The organism is Paenibacillus tianmuensis, from assembly GCF_900100345.1.
Taxonomy (GTDB): Bacteria; Bacillota; Bacilli; order Paenibacillales; family NBRC-103111; genus Paenibacillus_G; species Paenibacillus_G tianmuensis.
In genome coordinates, this window is record NZ_FMTT01000013.1 from 39,131 (window position 1) to 58,572 (window position 19,442).

A 19,442-nucleotide genomic window follows, 5' to 3' on the forward strand; every position below is an offset into this window, starting at 1 on the left:
TCGGTTCGGCAAATCATATCCCGGGTCCGCTTCATCCAAGACCAACGTACCGGCTCCCACCACCCCCGGCTCGCTGCGACTGTTCGTCCTGAACTACTATCCCGTTCATTTATGTTGGCTTATTCAATTTGTGGCATGATGTTTAAAAGTAGTTATACCTAAATTAGAACGTATTGTCAAGAACCATACAAAACGATCACGTGCCGCAAAAGGTGCGGTAAGGACGGTTGGATGGCGCGGGCAGTGTGCAGTATTCCACCTGCTCAGGAGAGTGCGCATATGGGTTCAACAGAGCCTGCACAAGCCGCTCCATCACGCTGTAATCTCCATGTTCCACCGCGGCATTCAGCGCTTCTTCTACCCGGTGGTTACGTGGAATAAGCGCGGGATTGCTGCTGCGCATCAACTGCTTCGAGGAGTCCTGCGGCTCTTGCTGTCTGCCCCGTCTCGCCTGCCACAGCTCGTGCCACTGGGCGAATTCCGCCGTTCCGTTGAACGCCAAATCCTCGTGTTTATCGAACGTTAAAGCCCGGAAGGTATTCGTATAGTCCGCACGATGCTGTTGCATCATGACGAGGAGGTCCTTCATCAGAGCTTCGTCCTCCGGCTCTTCGTTAAAGAGGCCAAGCTTCGCCCTCATTCCCGCGAGCCAATGACGACCGAACAGCTCGACAAAACCGGAAATGGCGTCCTCCGCCAGCCGGATAGCCTGATCCTCATCATCATGCAGCAGCGGCAATAAGGCTTCGGCCAATCGTGCGAGATTCCATGCGGCAATCGACGGCTGATTGCCATAGGCGTAGCGGCCTTGAACGTCGATGGAGCTGAATACCGTTGCCGGATCGTAGGCATCCATGAAGGCGCAAGGACCGTAATCGATGGTCTCTCCGCTCAGGGCCATGTTGTCGGTATTCATCACCCCGTGAATAAAGCCGACGAGCTGCCATTTGGCAATCAGCGCAGCTTGACGCTTGATCACTTCCTGAAGCAGGGCAAGATAGCGGTTCTCCGCCGCGTCCGCCGCCGGATAATGCCTCTGTATGGTGTAATCCGCCAGGGTCCGGAGCTCCTCAACGTCGCCCCAATTGGCAGCGTATTGAAAGGTTCCGACGCGCACATGACTCGCGGCCACGCGGGTCAGAACCGCGCCGGGCAGCTCGGTTTCGCGGATGATTTCCTCGCCGGTCGTCACCACCGCCAAGCTGCGGGTGGTCGGAATGCCGAGCCCATGCATCGCTTCGCTGATAATGTATTCGCGCAGCATCGGTCCAAGCGCCGCCCGACCGTCGCCTCCGCGGGAATACGGCGTCCGGCCGGAACCCTTGAGCTGAATATCTACCCGTGTATTATCGGGGGTGATCTGTTCGCCAAGCAGCAAGGCCCTACCGTCTCCCAGCATGGTAAAATGCCCGAATTGATGCCCTGCGTATGCCTGAGCAAGAGGCGAAGCCCCTTCGGGAATACGGTTACCGGCTAACACCGCTACGCCATCGCTACCTCGCAGCGCCTGAGCGTCCAACCCCAAGGATGCCGCTAACCGCTCATTAAGAACGATCAGCTTCGGCGAGCGGACAGGGGGCGGTTCGAGCCTGGAATAAAACGTTTCCGGCAAACGGGCATAGCTGTTGTCGAAATTCCATCCTGCTTCTAAAATTGCTTTGTTCTCAGTCATCGGATCTCCTTTTTACCGTTCAAAAATTAATACAAGGCCGCCGCATTAGTGTTTACTTCTACCAGTTTATTATACACTTTCCAGCGCGTTTGGGCATATGAAACATAAAGAAACCGCCAGTAGGACGTTTGTCCCGCTGGCGGTTTGCGCTTCGCCGTTTCGATCATGCAGCCGCCAGAAGCAGTCAGCTTTAACCGATCACCTTGACGACGTTCCCTTCGGAATCCTTAATTTGCGTTTTTACAATTTGAATCGCGATTCCTGGTAAAGCGGAGAGCTCAATCACACTTTCCTTAGGCAGCAATTTCCGGCTCAATTCCCCGGCCGTCGCATCATCCAGCGTGAATAGGATCTCTTCCTCTCCAACTTCGCATTCCGCCTTCTCGCCCGCATCAAACACGACCCGGATCTCCGGACCGAGCAGCGTCAGATCGTTCCCCTTCAGAATGCGCCCTTGAAGCAGCTTTCCGATGATTCCGGCTTGCTTGGCTCCCAGCGTAAGCGTGGAAGGCGACTTGCTAAGCAAGCCCTTTTTCCCAGGCTCCCAGGCCAATTGATCGATGTATAAAAAGCCGGTATTCGAGCCTTCCTCTTGCATTCCTTTCTGCACGGCTTCGGAAATGGCCGGAATCCCCAGATGCGAAGCCCGTCCCAAATCCGTGATGTAATGAGGCATATGATTCAAGCAAACGGAGAGCACGCCAAGCGTATTCCACGTTTGCATCGCTTCGAGCTCGTCGCGCGTAATCCCGACCATCTGCACGAATTGCACCCGCCCGTTCGGCGTATCGATGGCCGGAAGCTCTGGGTCCTCGACGAAGGCCAAGGCGGTCAGCTGCGTATCGGCATCCAGGCAGATCGGGCCGTTGGCATCCAAGTAATCGCCCGATCTAAAAATATTGCCGCTTTTAAACACGTATCTCGCCATATTTTGGAGCAGGTTCAGCGCCCAGGCCGGAGGCTCTTCCTCGTCTTCCTCGCGTGCCAGCCGAAACGTCAATTCGAATCCATAGCCGCTCTCTTCGGCATCGTCCGACTCCTTATCGTATAGCTCCGTAAATCCATAAGTCACAAAATGCCAATGTGGCGCAGGCTCGTCCACCTTATACGCACTGATGCCGTCCAGCGGATCTTCTCCCCCCAACATAAAGGGAAGCATCGATCCGTAATGCATCGGCTCTTGATCCCCGTAAAGCCTCGACATTTCCTCATCAATGGCATCCCAGCCCGCTGTGCTTTCTTCTTCGCTCATTATCCGTTCCCTCCCAAAAGTTCTGTCCAAGTTGCCTTAGCAGGCATTCGGAGTCGTATCCCCTCAGGCTCTCATCGCTGTTCCCTGCAACAAAGTCCTTGGGGTGGCATCGCCGTTCCTTCAACGCCAAGCGCCAAAATGGCCTTAGACGTCAAGAAACGCTTCTAACATAGTAACCCTTTATGGAAAATATATCAATGTGAGCTATCTTCGACTTGATAGAATACAGCCGAGCGGACGCAGGACATGACCTGAACTCGCTCGGCTACATTTTCATAAAATTGCGCCTTTCTATGCTTCTTCCACTTCTTTGACTTACCGCCGTTTTCCTATGCCAAAAACAGAATAGCTCGCAACGACGATCAGAATGAATGCCGCTCCGACAATCAGCGAGACACGGGTATCGGGGATAAATAGGCCAGCAATACGGACGGACCGGCCCATTTTATCGTGCTTGCCGACCCCATGAACAAGCCGACGCCAATCGTGCCTCCGAGCGCAATCAGTTCAATATGCCGTGTCTTCAGTCCACGGACTAATGGCTTAGATTCCACAAAAACGCCCCCATTCCATGTATGTTCTCCGACCACATTTTTTATATATTCAGCAAATATTGTCATTATCCTCCTAATAAAGGGAAGCAGCGCAGAAATTGTTGCAGGGTCCGCCAACCAGGCTGTAACGCAACATTTCCGTCTTAAATTAAAAAAAGACACGTGCCTCTAAAGGTCGTGTCTTGTGCAGGATTTGGACTTTTGGAAGCCCTCGATTTTTCTTATCTCGGAAAGCTGCCTTTCCTGTAGGAATCCCACAGATGATTGACAAATTCGATATCGATTTTATTCTCAAATGCCTTGGCAATCAGCCCGAAGTCGTCCGATACATACCCTGCCAGATCCGGGCTCTGAGTGATCTGAAACGTTTGCTTGAACACCGTCTCCCTAATCTCATGGATCACCGTGCCTTCAGACGGATCGATTGCTTCCAGCTTGTTGTAACTGGAACTCCACGTTTGATCGAATTCAGCTTCATCCCGGGCGTCCAATTCGGCGTCCCAATCCACATCTTTGTTGAATACACGCCCTAAAAACGTTCCATCGCCTATAATCGAAAGTATCTCATTCGCAGTGATCAACGTAAGCCCCTCCTTCCCTATTCATAGTAAAGGAAATGACCTTGTAATTCAATTCAATGACTGTAGCAGGCACAAGGCCATCCGCACATCCTTACATATAAAAAATAAGACTGTGACTCACGCACAGTCTCATTCCTCATCCCCGTCCGGGCGTTACAGCCACGCCGGTTGTTCGTTCCCATGCTCGATTCGCACTTCATTATCGCGATAAACGGCAATAAGCTTGCCTGTCACGTCCGCAGCAAACAATACCGAACGCTCCGCTTCAATCGTAAAACGGTACTGCGCGCCGTTAGCCGGGTCCTCAATCTCCACATTCGCAGGATGAGCGTACTCGGATACGAAGACGAAGAGCGCCCCCTTCACAAACGAAAGCTTGCGTCCATAAATACCTGCAAGCTCCCCGCCCTGCCGCCACACCATGTCAGGCTGTACACCGACGGCCCGGATGACGTGCTTGTACAGCTCGCGAATCGGTTCGGTGCGGTCGTTCAATTCGATCGGCAGCGGACACCAGAATAGGCGTCCCATCCCTAGGAAAACGTCGGTCAGCCGGGTACCGCCGGACGCCGTATCCTCCTCCGGAATCCCTTTGCACAGCTCGGCGATTTTGCGGCGTCCGAACGAGACGGAATGGGCGTTCCCGTCGATCATCAGCTGCTCTTCCCGGCATACGTTCCCTTCCCGGTACGGACCGAACGGCTCGCTGAGACGCCCGGTCGGCCTCCAATATTCATCCAGCCCGAGCGGCCCTGTGAAGAGCAGCGTCCCGCCTCGGGTACGAATATGCTCGACTAAAGTCTCCATCGCCCGGTCGCTGAAATTGTGCGCGCTCGGAACGACGATCAGCTTCGGGCAGCGTTCGGATAGCGGTCCGAGATCGTATTCCCCGACAGCGAAAAACGGACATTTCAGCTCGTAAGCAAGCACCCGGGTCAGCCGGGAAGTCGCTTCGCAGGCGAGCCTGCGGTTCGAAAAGTCGTTCGAATACGGGAAGACGACGCAGATTTCCTCCGGTTTCCTTCCGGTAAACAAGTCGCGGATTTTGTTCATGAAACGGCCGAAATCGTACGAAACATCCGCCTCCGGCTTCTCCGTCCCGTCGGCCCGGAGGGCGCCGATGTTCGACTCGTTAATGTTGTTCATGTAATAATTCGTGTTCCAGATCCATTGGACCGCGCCTGCGGCGCCGGTAGCAAACGCATAGGCATATTTGCGCTCCAGCAAATATTTCAGCTCGGCCTCCGACCGCTTCGCCCGCCCGTCCGGCGCCTCCAGATACATGATGCCGGTTTCCTGCACCAGATTCGGCTTCGTCACCGTTTTGGTAAAAATCCCATCCCATACCAAATCGTCATTCAGCCACCACGAATGAACCGACGTATAATCCACCTCAGAGCCGTAGAATAGCGGCGACGGACGCTGGCCGCCAAGCGCTTCGTCCTGCCCGACCGTAATGAGCGCCCCGGGATGCAGCGCGCGGATCGTGCCGCTTAGACTGCGTATCCATTCATTGTGCATCTCCATCGTAAAAAGGGTGTAGTCGAGCCAAGACGCTCCCCTTTTCCCTCTCGCCATATCGTGCACGTCGAAGTTGATCTCTTCCGGCGCGGGCGGACTGGCCGCCTCGAAGGTCGGCAGCTCGGACGGCGTCATGCCCCAGCGCTCCTGCAACCGCCGCACCGAGCCGTGCCGTCTTTGCAGCCAAGCGGAATAGGCCGCACGCTCCTCCCGGTCCCGCACCGGACGCGGACCGGCGAACACCTGTTTCGGATCGAACAGCGAAGGCTCGTTGATCAAGTCCCAATGCACGTTTGTCGTATGGCGATGCCGCGATACGATACCGGCCAGAAACCGTTTCTGCGCTTCCACGCTCCGCGGGTCCAGATACGGATTCGCCCCTTCCCACGCCTCCGGCGCAAACGTGAAAAACGTAAAATTCACTTCCAGCCCGTGCCTTTTCGCCGTAAGAATAAAAGCGTCGATCGCGCGCAGCGCCTCCTCGGACAGATGGCCGTCGACGAACATCACCTGCCGGTGCGCGGTCCAGATTCCGGTCCGGATGAAGTTGATTCCGGCCCGCCTCATCTGCGCCATATCCCGGTTCCACACCGACACGTTCGGCAAAAACAGAAATTTCCGTGCCACATCCGAGCTCATATAAGTCATGCCGACCACCGGCATCGGACGGTCGTCCTTCCAAAAGTAATCCTGGTCGCACCGCAACGGACTGCCCGCGCGCAGCAGCTCTTCGTCCCTTCCCCAAAAGCCCTGCCGCAGCATGCGGACCTCGCCGAGGTCAGACTCCGCTTTGCAGACAATCTCGTACAGCCCTGGCTCGACGGAAACCGGCAGCAGCAGCTCCGCAAAGCTCTGCTCGCGGAACACGGCGGCCTGAAGCTCCCCCGACCATAACGGGTCCGCCGGACCTCCGCCCGCATTCGCTGTCCGATCCTCCCTGCGGACTTCGATGGCAAAGCGCCAAGAGCGGCCGGCCGAAGCCGTCCCGCCCGTTCGCCGCAGGCCCTGCATTTGCAGCTTCAGCTTCGGCCGTTCGCCTGGCTCATAAGTGGCGTAGTTCGTTTTGAGCGTCAGCTCGGTCACGCCAAGTGCGCAGTACGCCGCCCACTCCGCAAGGGCCGCAGCCCCGCCCTTTTCCCAGAACGACGCTGTGGCAAGCTGGTGAACGAACAGCCAGCGGCCTCCGGCGAACTCGCCTTTCGTATTTTCCAGCAGCACCACGGGAGCGGCGACCTCACGGCCCTCGAACGATACGCCTTTCAGCAGCGGGTACAGATGCGCATCCATCGGTCCGGCCGAGCCGCTTTCGTGCGGCTGATCGTCATGACGCGTTACATGGAGAATGAGGCTGTAGGTCGGCTGAATCTCAAACAGCGGCTCTTGCCCCCGCAGCAGAGGCACCTCTTCGCTGGCCGCCAGCTTCGCGACCGGAGCGGGATCGACCGTCATCGCTTCGTGAATGCGAAGCTGCCGATGATAGGCCGTTTGCTCGGCTTCGGCATGCCATGCTCCGTTCTCGCGGTAGACCGGAATGCGGAACGGGGCTCCGCCCATGCTGACAAGCCCGCCTCCTTTTTGCAGAAAATCCAGGATCGCACCCCACGCGTCCTTCGGGAAATAAGGGGCATGGAGATTCACCAGGCATCCGGTGTCCATGCCCGAAAGCGCCTGCGGCAGCTGCTCCGCCGAAACGACGCGGAAGACATCGGACAGCCGTTCGAGACCGCCTTCGTCCATTCGTTCCCCAAGAAAAGGGAACTCCGGATCATACAATACCATAACGTTGTCCATGCTGACTCCTTTCTAACCTTTAACGGAACCGATCATCGCGCCTTTGACGAAATATTTTTGCACGAACGGGTATACGATCAAGATCGGCAGCGTGGCGACCACGATATTTGCCATTTTGATCGTCGATTCGCTAATTTCCTGCTGGTAGGCGATGCTGATGCCTTGGCTTTGCATCGCCGTCGACGTATTGGTCAGCAGGTCCCGCAATACCGCTTGCAGCGCCCATTTGTCCTTCGAAGAAATATAAAGGATCGTGGAAAAAAAGTCGTTCCAATACATGACGGCCATAAACAAGGCAATCGTGGACAGCACCGCTTTCGACAGCGGAAGCACGATCCGGAAAAAAATGACCAGATCGTTCGCCCCGTCGATGTAAGCCGACTCCTCCACCTCCGCCGGAATTCCGGCAAAAAAGCTGCGCATGATGAAAATGTTCCACGCCCCGATCGCCGACGGAAGAATGAGCGCCAAATACGAGTCCAGCATCCCCAGTTCCTTGACGAGCAAATAACCGGGGATCATGCCGCCGTGGAACAGCATCGTAAACAAAATCATTAGCGTAAACAGCTTCCGGCCCCGCAAGCGCGATTTTGAGATCGCGTACGCAGTCGCCGCCGTAATGAACGTGGCGAGCAAGGTGCCCGTCAGCGTAACGATGAGCGAAACCTTGAAGCCGGACAGCACGGCCGCATTGCCGAGTACCGTTTCGTAAGCGGCGAGCGAGAAGCCTTTGGGCAGGAGGAACAATCCGCCGCTTCCCGCCAGCTTTGCATCGCTTAACGAATACATGATCACGTACCAGTACGGGTAAAGCATGATAACGACGAGCGCCAGCATGAACAGCGTGTTGGCCGCTTGGAACAGCCTGCTTCCGGCGGACGGCTTTCTTTTCAGCTTCCTCACCATAAGCCCTCCTCGCCGAACCTTTTCGCCAGTTGATTCGAAGCTGCGACCAGAATCAGCGCAATGACCGACTTAAACACACCGGCCGCCGCCCCCAAGCTATAGCTCGCATCCACGATCCCTTTGCGGTATACGTACGTGTCGATAATATCCGCCACATCCATGACCAGCGGATTGTACAGCAGCAGCGTTTGCAGGAATCCGGCGTCCAAAATGTTGCCGAGACTGAGAATAAACAGGATGACGATCACGTGGCGGATCGACGGAAGCGTGATATTCCACATTTGCCGGAACCTTCCTGCCCCATCCACAATAGCAGCTTCGTACAACTGCGGGCTGATACCCGAAATGGCGGCCAAATAAATGATCGTCCCCCAGCCGACCTCCTTGTAAATATCGGTAGCGACCAGAATGGAGCGGAAATACGATTTTTCGATCAGGAAGTCAATTGGCGCTCCCCCGAACCAGCCCATCACCTGATTAACCAGACCGTCCACCGGATTCAAAAAGATGATGATAATCCCGGAAAAAATAACCCACGAAATAAAGTGAGGCAAATACACGACGGTTTGCACGAACCGCTGAAACACGAGCTGCTTGACCTCGTTTAGCAAAAGCGCCAGTACGATCGGCGCCGGAAAGCCCCAGACCAGCTTCAGCGTGCTGATGATCAGCGTATTCTTGAACACGTTCGTGAAGTCCAGCATCGTGAACAGCTTTTCGAACTGGTACAACCCGACCCAGTCGCTGCCCCCGACGCCCTGCAATATGTTGTACTCCTGAAAAGCAATGACCAAGCCGTACATCGGGATATATTTGAACACAACGATGAACAGCATACCGGGCAGCAGCAGCAAATATAAGTACTTGTCCCTGACCAGATCTTTTAGCAAGAGGTTTTCCCCCTTATTTATAAGGCTTGATTTCTTTGTCGTACCATGTTAAAAATTCCGCATATTCCTGCTTTTGCGCTTTGTACAGGGCGTTCGCCTCTTCCTCTACCTTTTTGCCGCCCATCGCATAATATTTGTCGACGAACTTATCGAATTCGTCGATGCTTTTCTTGCCGGAAATGATGCCGTAGAACACTTCGTCCCGCACTTTCTCGATATCCTTGATGTATTCCTTGAAGGCCGGACGATCGTTCGTCTTGAACCTGACCACCATCTCCCGCAGCGGCTTGGACGTCGCCTCGCTCTTCTTGAACAGGTCAATCACCTGCGGAATGTTGGAAATATTCGCTTCGTCCTTCCGGCTCAAGTACCAGGTGTAGTTGCCGATGCCGAGCTTGTTCTGTGCGTCCGGGGTCAGAAGCGATTGGAACTGGCCGTTCTCCATCTTGTAGTGCTCGCCTTCCTTGCCGAAGCTGACCAGCTTGAACGTTTCCGGAGAAGCGATCCGGTTCAGCACTTGAACCGCGCCCGCGGGATCTTTGGCCTTATTGGTCACGCCGATGAAGCACCAGCCTCCGACCGCTTCGGGATAATCCGAGCTGAAGCCGTCCGGGCCTTTGATCGGCGGAATCGCGAGCAGCTCGCCCGAAGGGTTGTTCGCCTTGAACGATTTGTACAGCGTGCTGGACGGGTTGAAATAAGCGATCCAGCGGTAGAAGGAGCCGACTTTGCCGCTTGCGGCGATTTCCTCGAATTTGTTGGCGTCCGTATTGCTGATCGTCCGCGGATCGATGAGCCCTTCCTTATACATGCTCTGCAAAACCTTCAAAGCTTCTTTCGTCTGCGGAAGCACCGCGCCGTATTTGACCGTTCCGTCAGGCTGCACCATGAATTCGTTCGGAATCGACTTGTACGCGAAGAAAATCGGCGCGAACGTGCGGTATTCCGCCGAGCCTGCGATTCCCGGACCGGACAAGCCGTACGTGTCGTCCTTGCCGTTGCCGTCGGGATCTCGCTTGGTAAACGCTCTCAAAACTTCGATATATTCATCCACCATCGTCGGCACTTTCAGCCCCAGCTTATCGAGCCAGTCCTTGCGGATGATCGTCGTCATGGAGGTCGCTTCCGCTACGTCTCCCGGCAGGCGGTACATCTTCCCTTTTTCATAGGAATAGAACATCGTTTCGGGAGAATAGTAATTCAAAACCGTCTTGCCGTGCTTCTGGAGGTAAGGCACGAGGTCGACGAGTGCGCCGGATTTTACCCAGTTCGTGTATTCCTTGTCCATGCCGTACCACCACTGAATGTCGGGCATAGTGCTTTTATCGCTCATATTCAAATTGATCTTCGTCTGCGCATCTTCCCATCCCGGCAGGAAAACGCTCTCAAGTGCAACCGGTTTTCCGAGCGCTTTCGTCAAATCTTCTTCCAGCTCTTTTTCCGCCCAGGAATTCGGCGTTTTCGCCCCGCCCATCAAAGTCATTGAAAGGTTAAGCGAAGCGTCCGACGGCTTGGACTGCCCTGCGCCGTCGGCGGAGTTCGCCCCGTTATTCCCGCCGTTCTGGCAGGCAACGAGGCTTGCGGTAAGGAATGCTACAGGAACAAAAGCCTTTAACTTTTTCAAACGGATGACCTCCTGTAAGAAGAGAATGTAAACCCTTACAAATCGACTAGGTTCATCATAAACAAAAAACGCAACATTGTAAACAATAATTTTACATTATCATTTACATCATTGCGTTTTGTAATATTACAGTGTGTAAAATCACATGGATTTATCAGGAAACACGCGGAGCTGCCGCAATCGGCAAGGATGCCGGGACAGTCGAGGTGGAGTCGTTGTAGATCACTTTCGTGCCCAGACGGACCATTTCGTAAGGCCGTGCAGGGTTGTTCATGCGCCACAGCAGCTCTTCGGCCGCGCGGCGGCCCCAATCCTTCTCGTCATAGTGCACGGTGGTCAGCGCAGGCGTGACGAAATCGGCATGCTCGGAATGATCGAACCCGGTCACGGCGATTTGCTCCGGCACCTGAAGGCCCTTGTTTCGCAAATATTGAATGACGCGGATGGCAATCGTATCGTTTGCGCATACGAAAGCCGTCGGAAACGCTTCGAGGCGTTGGAACGCGTTTTCGATATCGTCGTAATGATGATACTGCGACGGATTGGGCCCGGTGGCGCAGTAGTCCGGCTCCAGAGTTAAGCCCGCGTCGAGCAGCGCCCGTTTAAAGCCGAGCCACCGTTCCATAAACGACCGGCAGCTGGCGATATCGCCTACGAATCCCAGATGACGGTGCCCCCTCCCGATCAGATGGGTCGTCATATCGTATACGCTGTCTTCGTTGTCCACCAATAGAATATCGGCGTACAGCGCGGAAAACGAAAGGTCCGGACGGGCATCGAGAAATACTTTGGGCAAATCGACGGAGGCCAGAAGATCGGTATATTCCTTGCTGAGATAGCCGCTGACGATCAGGCCGTTCACCGACCGGTTCACAACGCATGAAGGCAGCGAAAGCTTGGCAAGCTCGTCCGGCTTGATGAAATCGAACAGCAACTCGTAGCCGTTCTTGGCTGTAATCTCCTCGATCCCTTTGATAACGCCCATCCAGAAGCCGTTGTTGGCAGGGGTAAATATGTTCGTGATGAAAGCGATGCCGCCTCTGGCCGTCGCGTTTGCCGCCTCCGTCTCCTCCGTTGCCGTCACATCCGCGGTTTTGTAGCCGAGACTGGCGGCCGCTTCGCGCACCTTCTGCTTCGTTTGCTCGGAAACGCTTGCATGATTGTTGAGCGCCTTGGACACGGTATTTCGCGATATGCCAAGGAGCTTGGATATATCGTGGGTCGTCACTTTTTGTTTTTTCATCGGCTCTCTCTTTCTTCCCCTTAGTACGAACCATTTTTTAGTTTATGATTTTAAAATTGTATGGTTCCCCTGCTTTTTTGTCAACTTGTTTTGTAAACTTAATGCATCATTTTGTAAAGTTCCTGCCTCGGATTTGACCCCTGTGCCTTGTCATGATGTATAATAAGGATACAAATTTTTGCAGGAGGAGCTTATGGACAATATCCCAAACCTTTTGAAAGAACACTACGATCTGGATGCTACTAACATTTTACCACAACGGGGCGGCTGGGCGGCACTAGCCTTTAAAGTGTACAGCGGCAAGCAGACCTTCTTCTTGAAGGCTTACGAAAAGAGCCGGGCGTCGACTCCGAAATTGACGGCGCTCATTGATCAATATGTGCCCATCACGGTATGGCTTATGCAGCATAGCGGCTTGAAAGGCAAGCTTCCCGTACCTGTGCCAACCCAAACCGGCGCTTACAAATGTGAAGATGACGACGGGATTTATTTGCTGTACGAATATATCGAGGGAGAAACGATTGGTGAGAAAGCCTTAACCGCGGAGCAGGTTGGCGAGCTTTCGAACATGATTGCGGAGCTTCATTTATACGGCGAAGAAATTCCGGTGGAAACGAAGGCGTTGAAGGAAGACTTTGCTGTTCCGTTTGTGCCGCAGTTGAGGAATACGTTGGAACGAGAAGTTCACGAGCTTCCTCTTGACGTCAAGGAATTGATAACCTCTCACCTGAACCAATTGAATGGACTGACGGATACCGTAGAGAAGCTGTCTGCCGATTTGAGGAATCGAAATTTAAGAATGGCCCTGTGCCATACCGATCTTCACCCTTGGAATCTGATGCAATCCAGCCGGCAGCTGATGCTGATTGACTGGGAAGGGCTGAAAGTGGCTCCTGTCGAAGCCGATCTGATGTTCCTGGTTGACGAGCCTTATTACGATGATTTTGTGCAGATTTATCGGAAGGTGCATAACGATTTTGCAATCAACCCCGATGTGCTGCAATTTTATCGGTACAGACGCAAATTGGAGGATATTTGGGAGTTTATGGAGCAGCTCTTGTTTGACCGGCAAGAGGCACAGGAACGAGCGGTGACACTCAACTATTTGAGCAAGGAACTGAATGAAATACGAGGATAAGTCCTGCAAGGGGGGAATAATGAAGTGTTCTTTCAGATTTAAATATATTACCGTTTCGATAGGTATTTTATTGGTAATGTTATGTTTTCTTATAATTAACAATTTCTACTTCAATGCTGCTGGAGATAATTGTGGTGTTGAAGAAGCAAATTCTTATAATTATAAGGGAAGGGTTTGTTTGTGGAACGGTTATAAGTACAATCAACCTGCTCAATTTAAAATCGTGAAACCATCAATTGATAGTGGACCTGTTACATATGAAGTTAGAATCAGCGACTGATCAAAGTATAGCAATAATAAAAGACAATACTTTAGACGGGATGAGCAATAAGAGCATTGATCACGTTAGCTGCAGCCGTATGGAGAGAAGAAACTGGTTTTCTTATAACTTTATTTTCAAAAATTGCACTCAAGAGGGCATTAACGATAAACCATTTGATTTAGAAAAAGGACTATAAAACGGATAAAATCTCTCTTCTGATAGCGACCTCAATCCAGATGTTTTTAAACCATATCTTAAATCAGAATCTCTGAAATATTGGAATCTACTCAACGATTTTTTGGAGGGTAAATAAACAATTGAGTACCCATTAAGCAACAATCTTCACGAAAAGAGCGTTTCTAAAATATTGTTGCTCACTTGATTTCCATAGAAAAGCAAAACCCACCTAATCGTTCTTGCCGCTGCAAGCCTCGTTTCGTAGTCTATCCTCCGATTTGTCATCGAAACAGTAAACATAATAAATATTATGTAAACTAAAAAAGAGCGCTTGGCTCCTTCTCACGATCAAGAGCTTGAGGATGTCCCGAGCGCCTAAGCTCTTCGGGGCATCCTCAGCCTTACGAAAACATGCCGCTCATTTCTTCCCCAGTACGTACATGACCCACGGCGAAATACGGGTTTCGTTAATCCATGGGTAAGGCTCCTCCTCCCGGCCAAGCGGCTGATGCATTTCCACCACGTAAAGCCCGGTTTGGTCGAAAATGTCCCGGTAAGCGGCGTCCGACCACATGACGTCCTCTACCGGCCTTTGATCGTGCGTATCCTTCATGATGATTTTGACTTTGTCCCCGCTTCGGGCATGCTGATTTTCCGGAAAAGCCTTCGTCGTGAAGGAAGCCCATTCGTGGAGGTAAATGTCGGGAGAGGAGACAACCATCACGATTTTCCCGCCTTCCTTCAGCGAAGCAGCGAGCTGTTTGAAATTTTGCAGCTTCTTCTCCAAGGTCGGAATGTTATCGAAGGTGAACATCGACAGCGCCAGATCGAAGGTCGCCCCGTCCAGCAGACGCAGATCCCCTTCCGGAATGAGCCGGTAATCGCCGGCTGCGTCCATTTCTCTCGCCTTGCCCAGCATGCCGGCCGAAATATCGATGCCGATCACGTCAAAGCCGCGATCCCGCAAAAAACGGGTCGATCGCCCTGCTCCGCAGCCGAAATCCAAAGCGCTCGCTCCGGCGATATGCTTGGTCAGCATCTCCGGCAAATCCCGAAAAGCCAAATAATACGTTCCCGGAAACTCCAATGTAGCGTAGGCTTCCGCCCGTTCAGCGTCTTCGTATACATTTGAAAACTCCATGTGCTGTAGCACCTCTCCCAATGGAATTATAGTAATGGATGATGGGCCGCCTGCGTTCAGATGACTTCGATCCGCTTCCATTTCCCGCCCAGAAAGCGGACGGATACCAGAAGCAGCATCACCATGGAATAAACGATCAAGGCAATCCATATCCAGATTAACGAAAGCCCCCAAACGACGCTGAACAGGTACGGAATCACAAGATAGAACAAGATAGGAACGACGATATAGATGACCATCATGAACATCGTGTCGCCGACCGCGCGCAGCACATTGCCGATGATGATCTGCATCGTATCGAACACGATCCACAGCGAAGTGAGCCGGACGAGCGGGACGGTGACCGCCATCAGCTTCAGGAACGTGTCCTGCTGCTCCCCTCCGCCGAAGATCGAGATTAAAGCCTGCGGGAACAAATTAAAGATGAAGATGATCAGCACGTTGAACACAAGTCCGATCCCAAGCCCCAATTTCGCGGCTCTCCGGACATTGTCGAGACGTCCGGCTCCCTTCTCCTGGCCGACAATAATGGCGATGGCCGCGCCTAGCCCCCAAATGGGGAAAATCGACACCCCTTCGATGGTGAACGCGATATTGGAAGCGGACAACGGAAATTCCCCGGTCTTGCCGATAATCAGCAGCAGCAGGCTGAAATACCCGGTGCCGAGAAACGCCTGAATGCCCGCGGGAAACCCGAAGCGAAGCAGCTTGCGGAGCAAGGCGCCGTCCCATTTCATCTGCGCTGGAATCTCATACTTCGCTTGCACCCCCCGTCTCCCCAACAAGATCATATACACGATCACGGCGAGCACGGAGCTGCTGATGGTCGCCAGTCCCGAACCCCAAATACCCCCAAGCTCCGGGAGACCGAACTTTCCGAAGATCAGCAGCCAGCCAAGCAACACATTGAACACATTGGATAGAATCCCGACCATCATGATGACCGTCGTGCTGGCAACGCCTCGAAACAGGCCGGAAAATGCGGTTATGAACAGCTGGACGCAGCTGGAAACCATGATCAGGTAGAAGAATTGCCTCTCGTAAGCCAACAGCTCCCCCGTGTGCCCCATCCAATTAAAAATATTGACGGCGAGGGGAGACATCAGAAGCAGCACCACCGAAAAAACGATGCTGAGATAGACGCCCTGCCACATCGATGAGGCGCACTTCGGGTATTTGCCGGCTCCGTAATATTGGGCGATGAGCGTGGAGACGAAGCCGACGATGCCGATAAATATGCTGGAGATCGCCGTCCCTACGTTACCGGCCGGTACGACAGCCGCAAATTGTCCCAGATCGTACATCGAGACAAAGGCCCGGTCGACAAATACCATCAAATTGAGCGAAAACATCGAAAGAATGACGGGCATCGTAATTTTCAAAATCGTTCGGATCGAAATGGACTTCTCCTGGCTTGCCGGCCCGATAACAACCGCATCGTGCGCTTTTTCCGTCTCCGGCGACATGGACACAAGCGACTCCCCTTTTCATGGTTTCCTGATTTGCAGCGCCCGCCGGTTACGCGCTCCGGCCGATATAAGCCGCCCCGATCGCTCCCGTCACTTGCGGGTAATCCGTCACTTCCACTTTCATGTTTAACAAATCCTGCAGCGCGCTAACGATGCCGATATTTTTTGCGACGCCGCCGCTCATGCCGAGCGGCTCCTTGATGCCTACCGCCTTAAGCAGCGCGATCGCCCGGGTCGCTATCGATTCGTGCACGCCCTTGATTATACTGGGCGTCGGCGTGCCGACCGCGACCAGAGATACGACTTCCGTTTCCGCGAACACCGTACACATGCTGCTGATCCGGGCCGTCGAGGTGGCCGTTTGGTGAATCCCGCCCAGCTCTTCGAGCTTGACCCCGAGCGCTCTGGCAATAATATCGAGGAACCGGCCGCAGCCCGCCGCGCACTTGTCGTTCATCATAAAGTTGACGACGTTGCCCTTTTCCCCGATCTGGATCGCCTTGCTGTCCTGCCCTCCGATATCAAGGACCGTCCGGATGGAAGGGTTCAAGAAATGCATCCCTTTGGCGTGGCACGTAATTTCCGATACGTGTTTATCCGCAAACGGCACGTTCTCCCGGCCGTAGCCGGTCGTGACGATGACGTCGATATCCTTTTTCGTGAGTCCGGCTTTCGTCAGCACGTTGTTGAACGTCGTTTCCGCGGACTGCCGGTTATCGCCTCCGGTGTACACGACATCGTAGGCTACGACGCTGTTGTCGTTCAAAATCGCAGATTTGGTCGACAAAGAACCGATATCAATTCCTAAGGTAATCATAGGGCTACTCTCCTTTATCCCGAATAAGTGGATGATTCAGTCGCTCATAATTTCCAGAAAAGCGTCGATGCGGTTTTTCACGTGATTGAACGCATAGTTGTTCTTGTCTACGTAATCCACGCTGATCGTCAAGTACTTCAATCCTTGTTCACCGGACATCTCCCGAATCATCGAACTGATTCCCATCATGTTCCTGCAACCCCATATATTTGATATTACAACACCATCGATATGAAATGAAGTACAAACCTGAGAAATATTTTCTTTTAACCGTTTGGCGTTCCAGTGATATAAGATCGCCCGTTCCGCGATGCTTGTTAACGGGTCCTCCGGATCAAGCGACACCAGATTGGCATCCCACAGCGGCGCCCAATAGACGATCTCGACCTGCTGCTCGAAATAGCGGATTAATTCGTGGTCATTGTGCGGCGCTTGGCCTGCCCACAGAATCCGCTTCTTCTTTTTGTTCGGGTCGGACTGCTTGCTTATTGCGAGCGCTTCTTCGTACAAGGTTTTGCAGATTTGCACGTTTTCCTTCAAGCCGAAGCCGTTCATGCCGAAAATTTCGAGCAATTCTCTGGACACGCCGGGCAGCTCGTAGGTTTTGTTTAACTCGACCGTCTTGCAGTAATAGTCTCTCGCTTCATTCGAATATTGAACGACCTGCCGGAACAGCTCTTCGTCGAACGGGATATTCAGGTTGCTTTCGATATCGGCGATCAGCTTTTTCAATTGCTGCACGAGATAGGCCAGCGTGTCTTCGTTGATCTGGTTCGGCGTATTGATCGAGAGGAACGTGCAATCGTACAGCTTGCTCGACATGTTCCCCACTTTGGCCAGACAATCGCACGGCTGATCGTTCACCATCACCAGATCGGGATTCGGGTAGCCGTTCGCCAGCATGACGCCCAGCGACCCGCGCAGAAACGAACAAATGTCCCGGGAAAGACTTTTCTCCTGCGTCAAATTAATGAACGGGTCCACGTTGACGGTTTGGGCCAGCAGGATCGCCATCGACTCCATATTCCAAGAAAGCATATTGAAGCCGAAGACGATTTCATTCGGAAACTGTTCGACGACATAAGCTACTTTCGTATCCTCTTTATAGGCTTGCGTCAGGCGGTAGCCGTTGAACAACGACCTCATCCGCGCCGCTTTCAGCGCCGAGGACGGATCGGACGGCTCGGCCCGGTACGTTTCGAGGACGGACATCATCTTTTTGTACTGTTCTTCGCGGCTTTTCGCTTCCACTTTAAATTCGCTCATCTCTCTTCTCCTTTTCTAATACATCATCGTTTCGAGGAACGTGTGAATCCGGGTGCGGATGCTTTCGATATTCGTCATGCTGCACTCGCCTTCCACTAGTAGCACGGGCGTACCCTTCTCGCTAAGCTTGCTTTGGATGTACGGGTAATCCATCGAATAAATGTCGCAAAACTTGAGCGAAAAGTAGATGACCGAATCGATATCGTATTCGTCGATCAGCTTGACCAAATGGTTCAGCCGTATATCCGATTCGAACATCCGGGCGCAGGTCGCTTTGTCAAAATAGTAATCGGCGATCGCCTCGACCGGATCGCGGTGCTCGTCGACCTGCCCTTCGAAATATTTGACGCCGTTGGTGATGTCCATGCAGACGACCTTCGCTCCGGTCTGCTCGATGGCGTCGACAATGTTATCGTGATCGAAATAACTGCCGCAGATCAGCACTTTGTGCGGTTTGGTTTTTTTGGTTTCCCGCTGGGATTCCATGGCGCCGAGCAGCAGGGACAGCTCTTGATTGTATTGCTGTCTCATGCCGGCCGTGCTGGATTTCACAATGTTCAGCAATTCGCTCCCCGTGAGCGACATCAGGTCCCGCTTCCGCAATTCGTGCATCCGCTGCAGCAGCCTGCGCGTTTCGTTAAACAGGCGGATCGCCTCCCACAGCGCTTCCTCCGTAATGCGGCAGCCGAAATGCTGCTCCAGCGATTCGATCATGCGGCGGACCTGCATCCGGAAATAGTCCCTGGAGATCGGATTGAGATCTTTCGGAAGCTCCAGGAAGAAGCTGTATTTCGGTTGAATCCGGTCGGTCCACGTCTCGTGCAGCCGTTTTCTCCAATCGCATTCGTCGACGAACACGACCCCGTCCGTAAAATTGTAGACGCCGTTCATGCCTTCTCCCAGACAATTGAGCAGATAGGAGCAGTAGTTGCTGCCCAGCAGCGCGCCCGCCTCCGATGTGTTGCTGGCGGTCGTCCCCATGATCCGGAAAGGAATGAAGCCCGCCGCATATAAAATCTCTTCCGGCGTATAGATCGATGTCCATCCGATCTTGGGCTTATCCACAGCTTTCAAGGCGTCCAGCCGGCTAACATTCAGTTCGACAATCCGTTCCACCATTTCTTTCATAAGCGCTCTC

At 53.2% G+C, this 19,442-nt stretch carries 15 protein-coding genes, 1 pseudogene and 1 other annotated feature (1 of these 17 cut by a window edge); of the genes and pseudogenes, 2 read left to right on the top strand and 14 right to left on the bottom strand.

Features of this window, described 5'->3' with window-relative positions:
- Positions 1-118 (bottom strand) — a binding site (T-box leader) (it extends 147 nt beyond the left edge of the window).
- A gap of 78 nt (positions 119-196) precedes the next feature.
- The 9 genes and pseudogenes from BLO51_RS10920 to BLO51_RS10960 form a co-directional block, all read right to left on the bottom strand.
- Positions 197-1,672, bottom strand: a complete 1,476-nt coding sequence (locus BLO51_RS10920; RefSeq protein WP_090671054.1) for a protein adenylyltransferase SelO — start codon at positions 1,670-1,672, stop codon at positions 197-199.
- A gap of 190 nt (positions 1,673-1,862) precedes the next feature.
- Positions 1,863-2,924: a suppressor of fused domain protein gene (locus tag BLO51_RS10925; RefSeq protein WP_090671057.1), complete on the bottom strand. Its 1,062-nt coding sequence runs from the start codon at positions 2,922-2,924 to the stop codon at positions 1,863-1,865.
- Between the two features lie 410 nt (positions 2,925-3,334).
- A pseudogene (locus tag BLO51_RS10930) lies at positions 3,335-3,478 on the bottom strand (amino acid permease); the annotation flags it as partial.
- 221 nt (positions 3,479-3,699) lie between these two features.
- The gene (locus BLO51_RS10935; RefSeq protein ID WP_090671062.1) at positions 3,700-4,059 is read right to left on the bottom strand and encodes a hypothetical protein; all 360 of its coding nucleotides are present in this window, start codon (positions 4,057-4,059) and stop codon (positions 3,700-3,702) included.
- Positions 4,060-4,212: 153 nt separating this feature from the next.
- Positions 4,213-7,371, bottom strand: a complete 3,159-nt coding sequence (locus BLO51_RS10940) for a beta-galactosidase (RefSeq protein ID WP_090671065.1) — start codon at positions 7,369-7,371, stop codon at positions 4,213-4,215.
- Between the two features lie 12 nt (positions 7,372-7,383).
- Entirely contained in the window at positions 7,384-8,277 is an 894-nt protein-coding gene (locus BLO51_RS10945; RefSeq protein WP_090671066.1) for a carbohydrate ABC transporter permease, read from the bottom strand.
- Positions 8,271-9,167, bottom strand: coding sequence for an ABC transporter permease (locus BLO51_RS10950; protein ID WP_090671069.1), 897 nt, complete (start codon positions 9,165-9,167; stop codon positions 8,271-8,273). The genes BLO51_RS10945 and BLO51_RS10950 overlap by 7 nt, the downstream gene beginning before the upstream one ends.
- Positions 9,168-9,180: 13 nt before the next feature.
- Complete coding sequence (locus BLO51_RS10955; RefSeq protein ID WP_090671072.1) at positions 9,181-10,791, bottom strand: type 2 periplasmic-binding domain-containing protein; 1,611 nt, start codon at positions 10,789-10,791, stop codon at positions 9,181-9,183.
- A 154-nt stretch (positions 10,792-10,945) separates the two neighbouring features.
- Positions 10,946-12,034, bottom strand: coding sequence for a LacI family DNA-binding transcriptional regulator (locus BLO51_RS10960; RefSeq protein WP_090671075.1), 1,089 nt, complete (start codon positions 12,032-12,034; stop codon positions 10,946-10,948).
- 193 nt (positions 12,035-12,227) lie between these two features.
- On the opposite strand from BLO51_RS10960, the gene BLO51_RS10965 reads away from it, so the two are divergent.
- Both BLO51_RS10965 and BLO51_RS29760 read left to right on the top strand, forming a co-directional pair.
- A complete protein-coding gene (locus BLO51_RS10965; RefSeq protein WP_090671078.1) occupies positions 12,228-13,172 on the top strand; it encodes an aminoglycoside phosphotransferase family protein in 945 nt (314 codons plus the stop codon).
- 257 nt (positions 13,173-13,429) lie between these two features.
- Positions 13,430-13,630 (top strand): hypothetical protein, encoded by a 201-nt coding sequence (locus tag BLO51_RS29760; RefSeq protein WP_217266724.1) that lies wholly within the window; start codon positions 13,430-13,432, stop codon positions 13,628-13,630.
- A gap of 399 nt (positions 13,631-14,029) precedes the next feature.
- Here the strand turns inward: BLO51_RS29760 and BLO51_RS10970 are convergent, their stop codons facing one another.
- From BLO51_RS10970 to BLO51_RS10990, 5 genes are read right to left on the bottom strand one after another with little or no spacing between them, the layout of a single operon-like run.
- Positions 14,030-14,752 (bottom strand): class I SAM-dependent methyltransferase, encoded by a 723-nt coding sequence (locus BLO51_RS10970; protein WP_090671081.1) that lies wholly within the window; start codon positions 14,750-14,752, stop codon positions 14,030-14,032.
- 56 nt (positions 14,753-14,808) lie between these two features.
- Positions 14,809-16,218 carry an MATE family efflux transporter gene (locus tag BLO51_RS10975; protein WP_090671085.1) on the bottom strand — a complete coding sequence of 470 codons (1,410 nt, stop codon included), beginning with the start codon at positions 16,216-16,218 and terminating at the stop codon, positions 14,809-14,811.
- Positions 16,219-16,270: 52 nt separating this feature from the next.
- Complete coding sequence (locus BLO51_RS10980) at positions 16,271-17,038, bottom strand: acyl-CoA dehydratase activase (protein WP_090671088.1); 768 nt, start codon at positions 17,036-17,038, stop codon at positions 16,271-16,273.
- Between the two features lie 36 nt (positions 17,039-17,074).
- Positions 17,075-18,304 carry a 2-hydroxyacyl-CoA dehydratase family protein gene (locus tag BLO51_RS10985; RefSeq protein ID WP_090671091.1) on the bottom strand — a complete coding sequence of 410 codons (1,230 nt, stop codon included), beginning with the start codon at positions 18,302-18,304 and terminating at the stop codon, positions 17,075-17,077.
- 15 nt (positions 18,305-18,319) lie between these two features.
- On the bottom strand, positions 18,320-19,432 hold the full coding sequence (locus tag BLO51_RS10990) for a 2-hydroxyacyl-CoA dehydratase subunit D (protein ID WP_090671096.1): 1,113 nt from the start codon (positions 19,430-19,432) through the stop codon (positions 18,320-18,322).
- Between the last annotated feature and the right edge of the window lie 10 nt (positions 19,433-19,442).

Coding starts and splice junctions, on each gene's coding strand:
- BLO51_RS10945 (WP_090671066.1), bottom strand. CDS start 8,277: ATGGTGAGGAAGCTGAAAAGAAAGCCGTCCGCCGGAAGCAGGCTGTTC.
- BLO51_RS10925 (WP_090671057.1), bottom strand. CDS start 2,924: ATGAGCGAAGAAGAAAGCACAGCGGGCTGGGATGCCATTGATGAGGAA.
- BLO51_RS10990 (WP_090671096.1), bottom strand. CDS start 19,432: ATGAAAGAAATGGTGGAACGGATTGTCGAACTGAATGTTAGCCGGCTG.
- BLO51_RS10985 (WP_090671091.1), bottom strand. CDS start 18,304: ATGAGCGAATTTAAAGTGGAAGCGAAAAGCCGCGAAGAACAGTACAAA.
- BLO51_RS10980 (WP_090671088.1), bottom strand. CDS start 17,038: ATGATTACCTTAGGAATTGATATCGGTTCTTTGTCGACCAAATCTGCG.
- BLO51_RS29760 (WP_217266724.1), top strand. CDS start 13,430: ATGAAGTTAGAATCAGCGACTGATCAAAGTATAGCAATAATAAAAGAC.
- BLO51_RS10940 (WP_090671065.1), bottom strand. CDS start 7,371: ATGGACAACGTTATGGTATTGTATGATCCGGAGTTCCCTTTTCTTGGG.
- BLO51_RS10920 (WP_090671054.1), bottom strand. CDS start 1,672: ATGACTGAGAACAAAGCAATTTTAGAAGCAGGATGGAATTTCGACAAC.
- BLO51_RS10960 (WP_090671075.1), bottom strand. CDS start 12,034: ATGAAAAAACAAAAAGTGACGACCCACGATATATCCAAGCTCCTTGGC.
- BLO51_RS10970 (WP_090671081.1), bottom strand. CDS start 14,752: ATGGAGTTTTCAAATGTATACGAAGACGCTGAACGGGCGGAAGCCTAC.
- BLO51_RS10975 (WP_090671085.1), bottom strand. CDS start 16,218: ATGTCGCCGGAGACGGAAAAAGCGCACGATGCGGTTGTTATCGGGCCG.
- BLO51_RS10965 (WP_090671078.1), top strand. CDS start 12,228: ATGGACAATATCCCAAACCTTTTGAAAGAACACTACGATCTGGATGCT.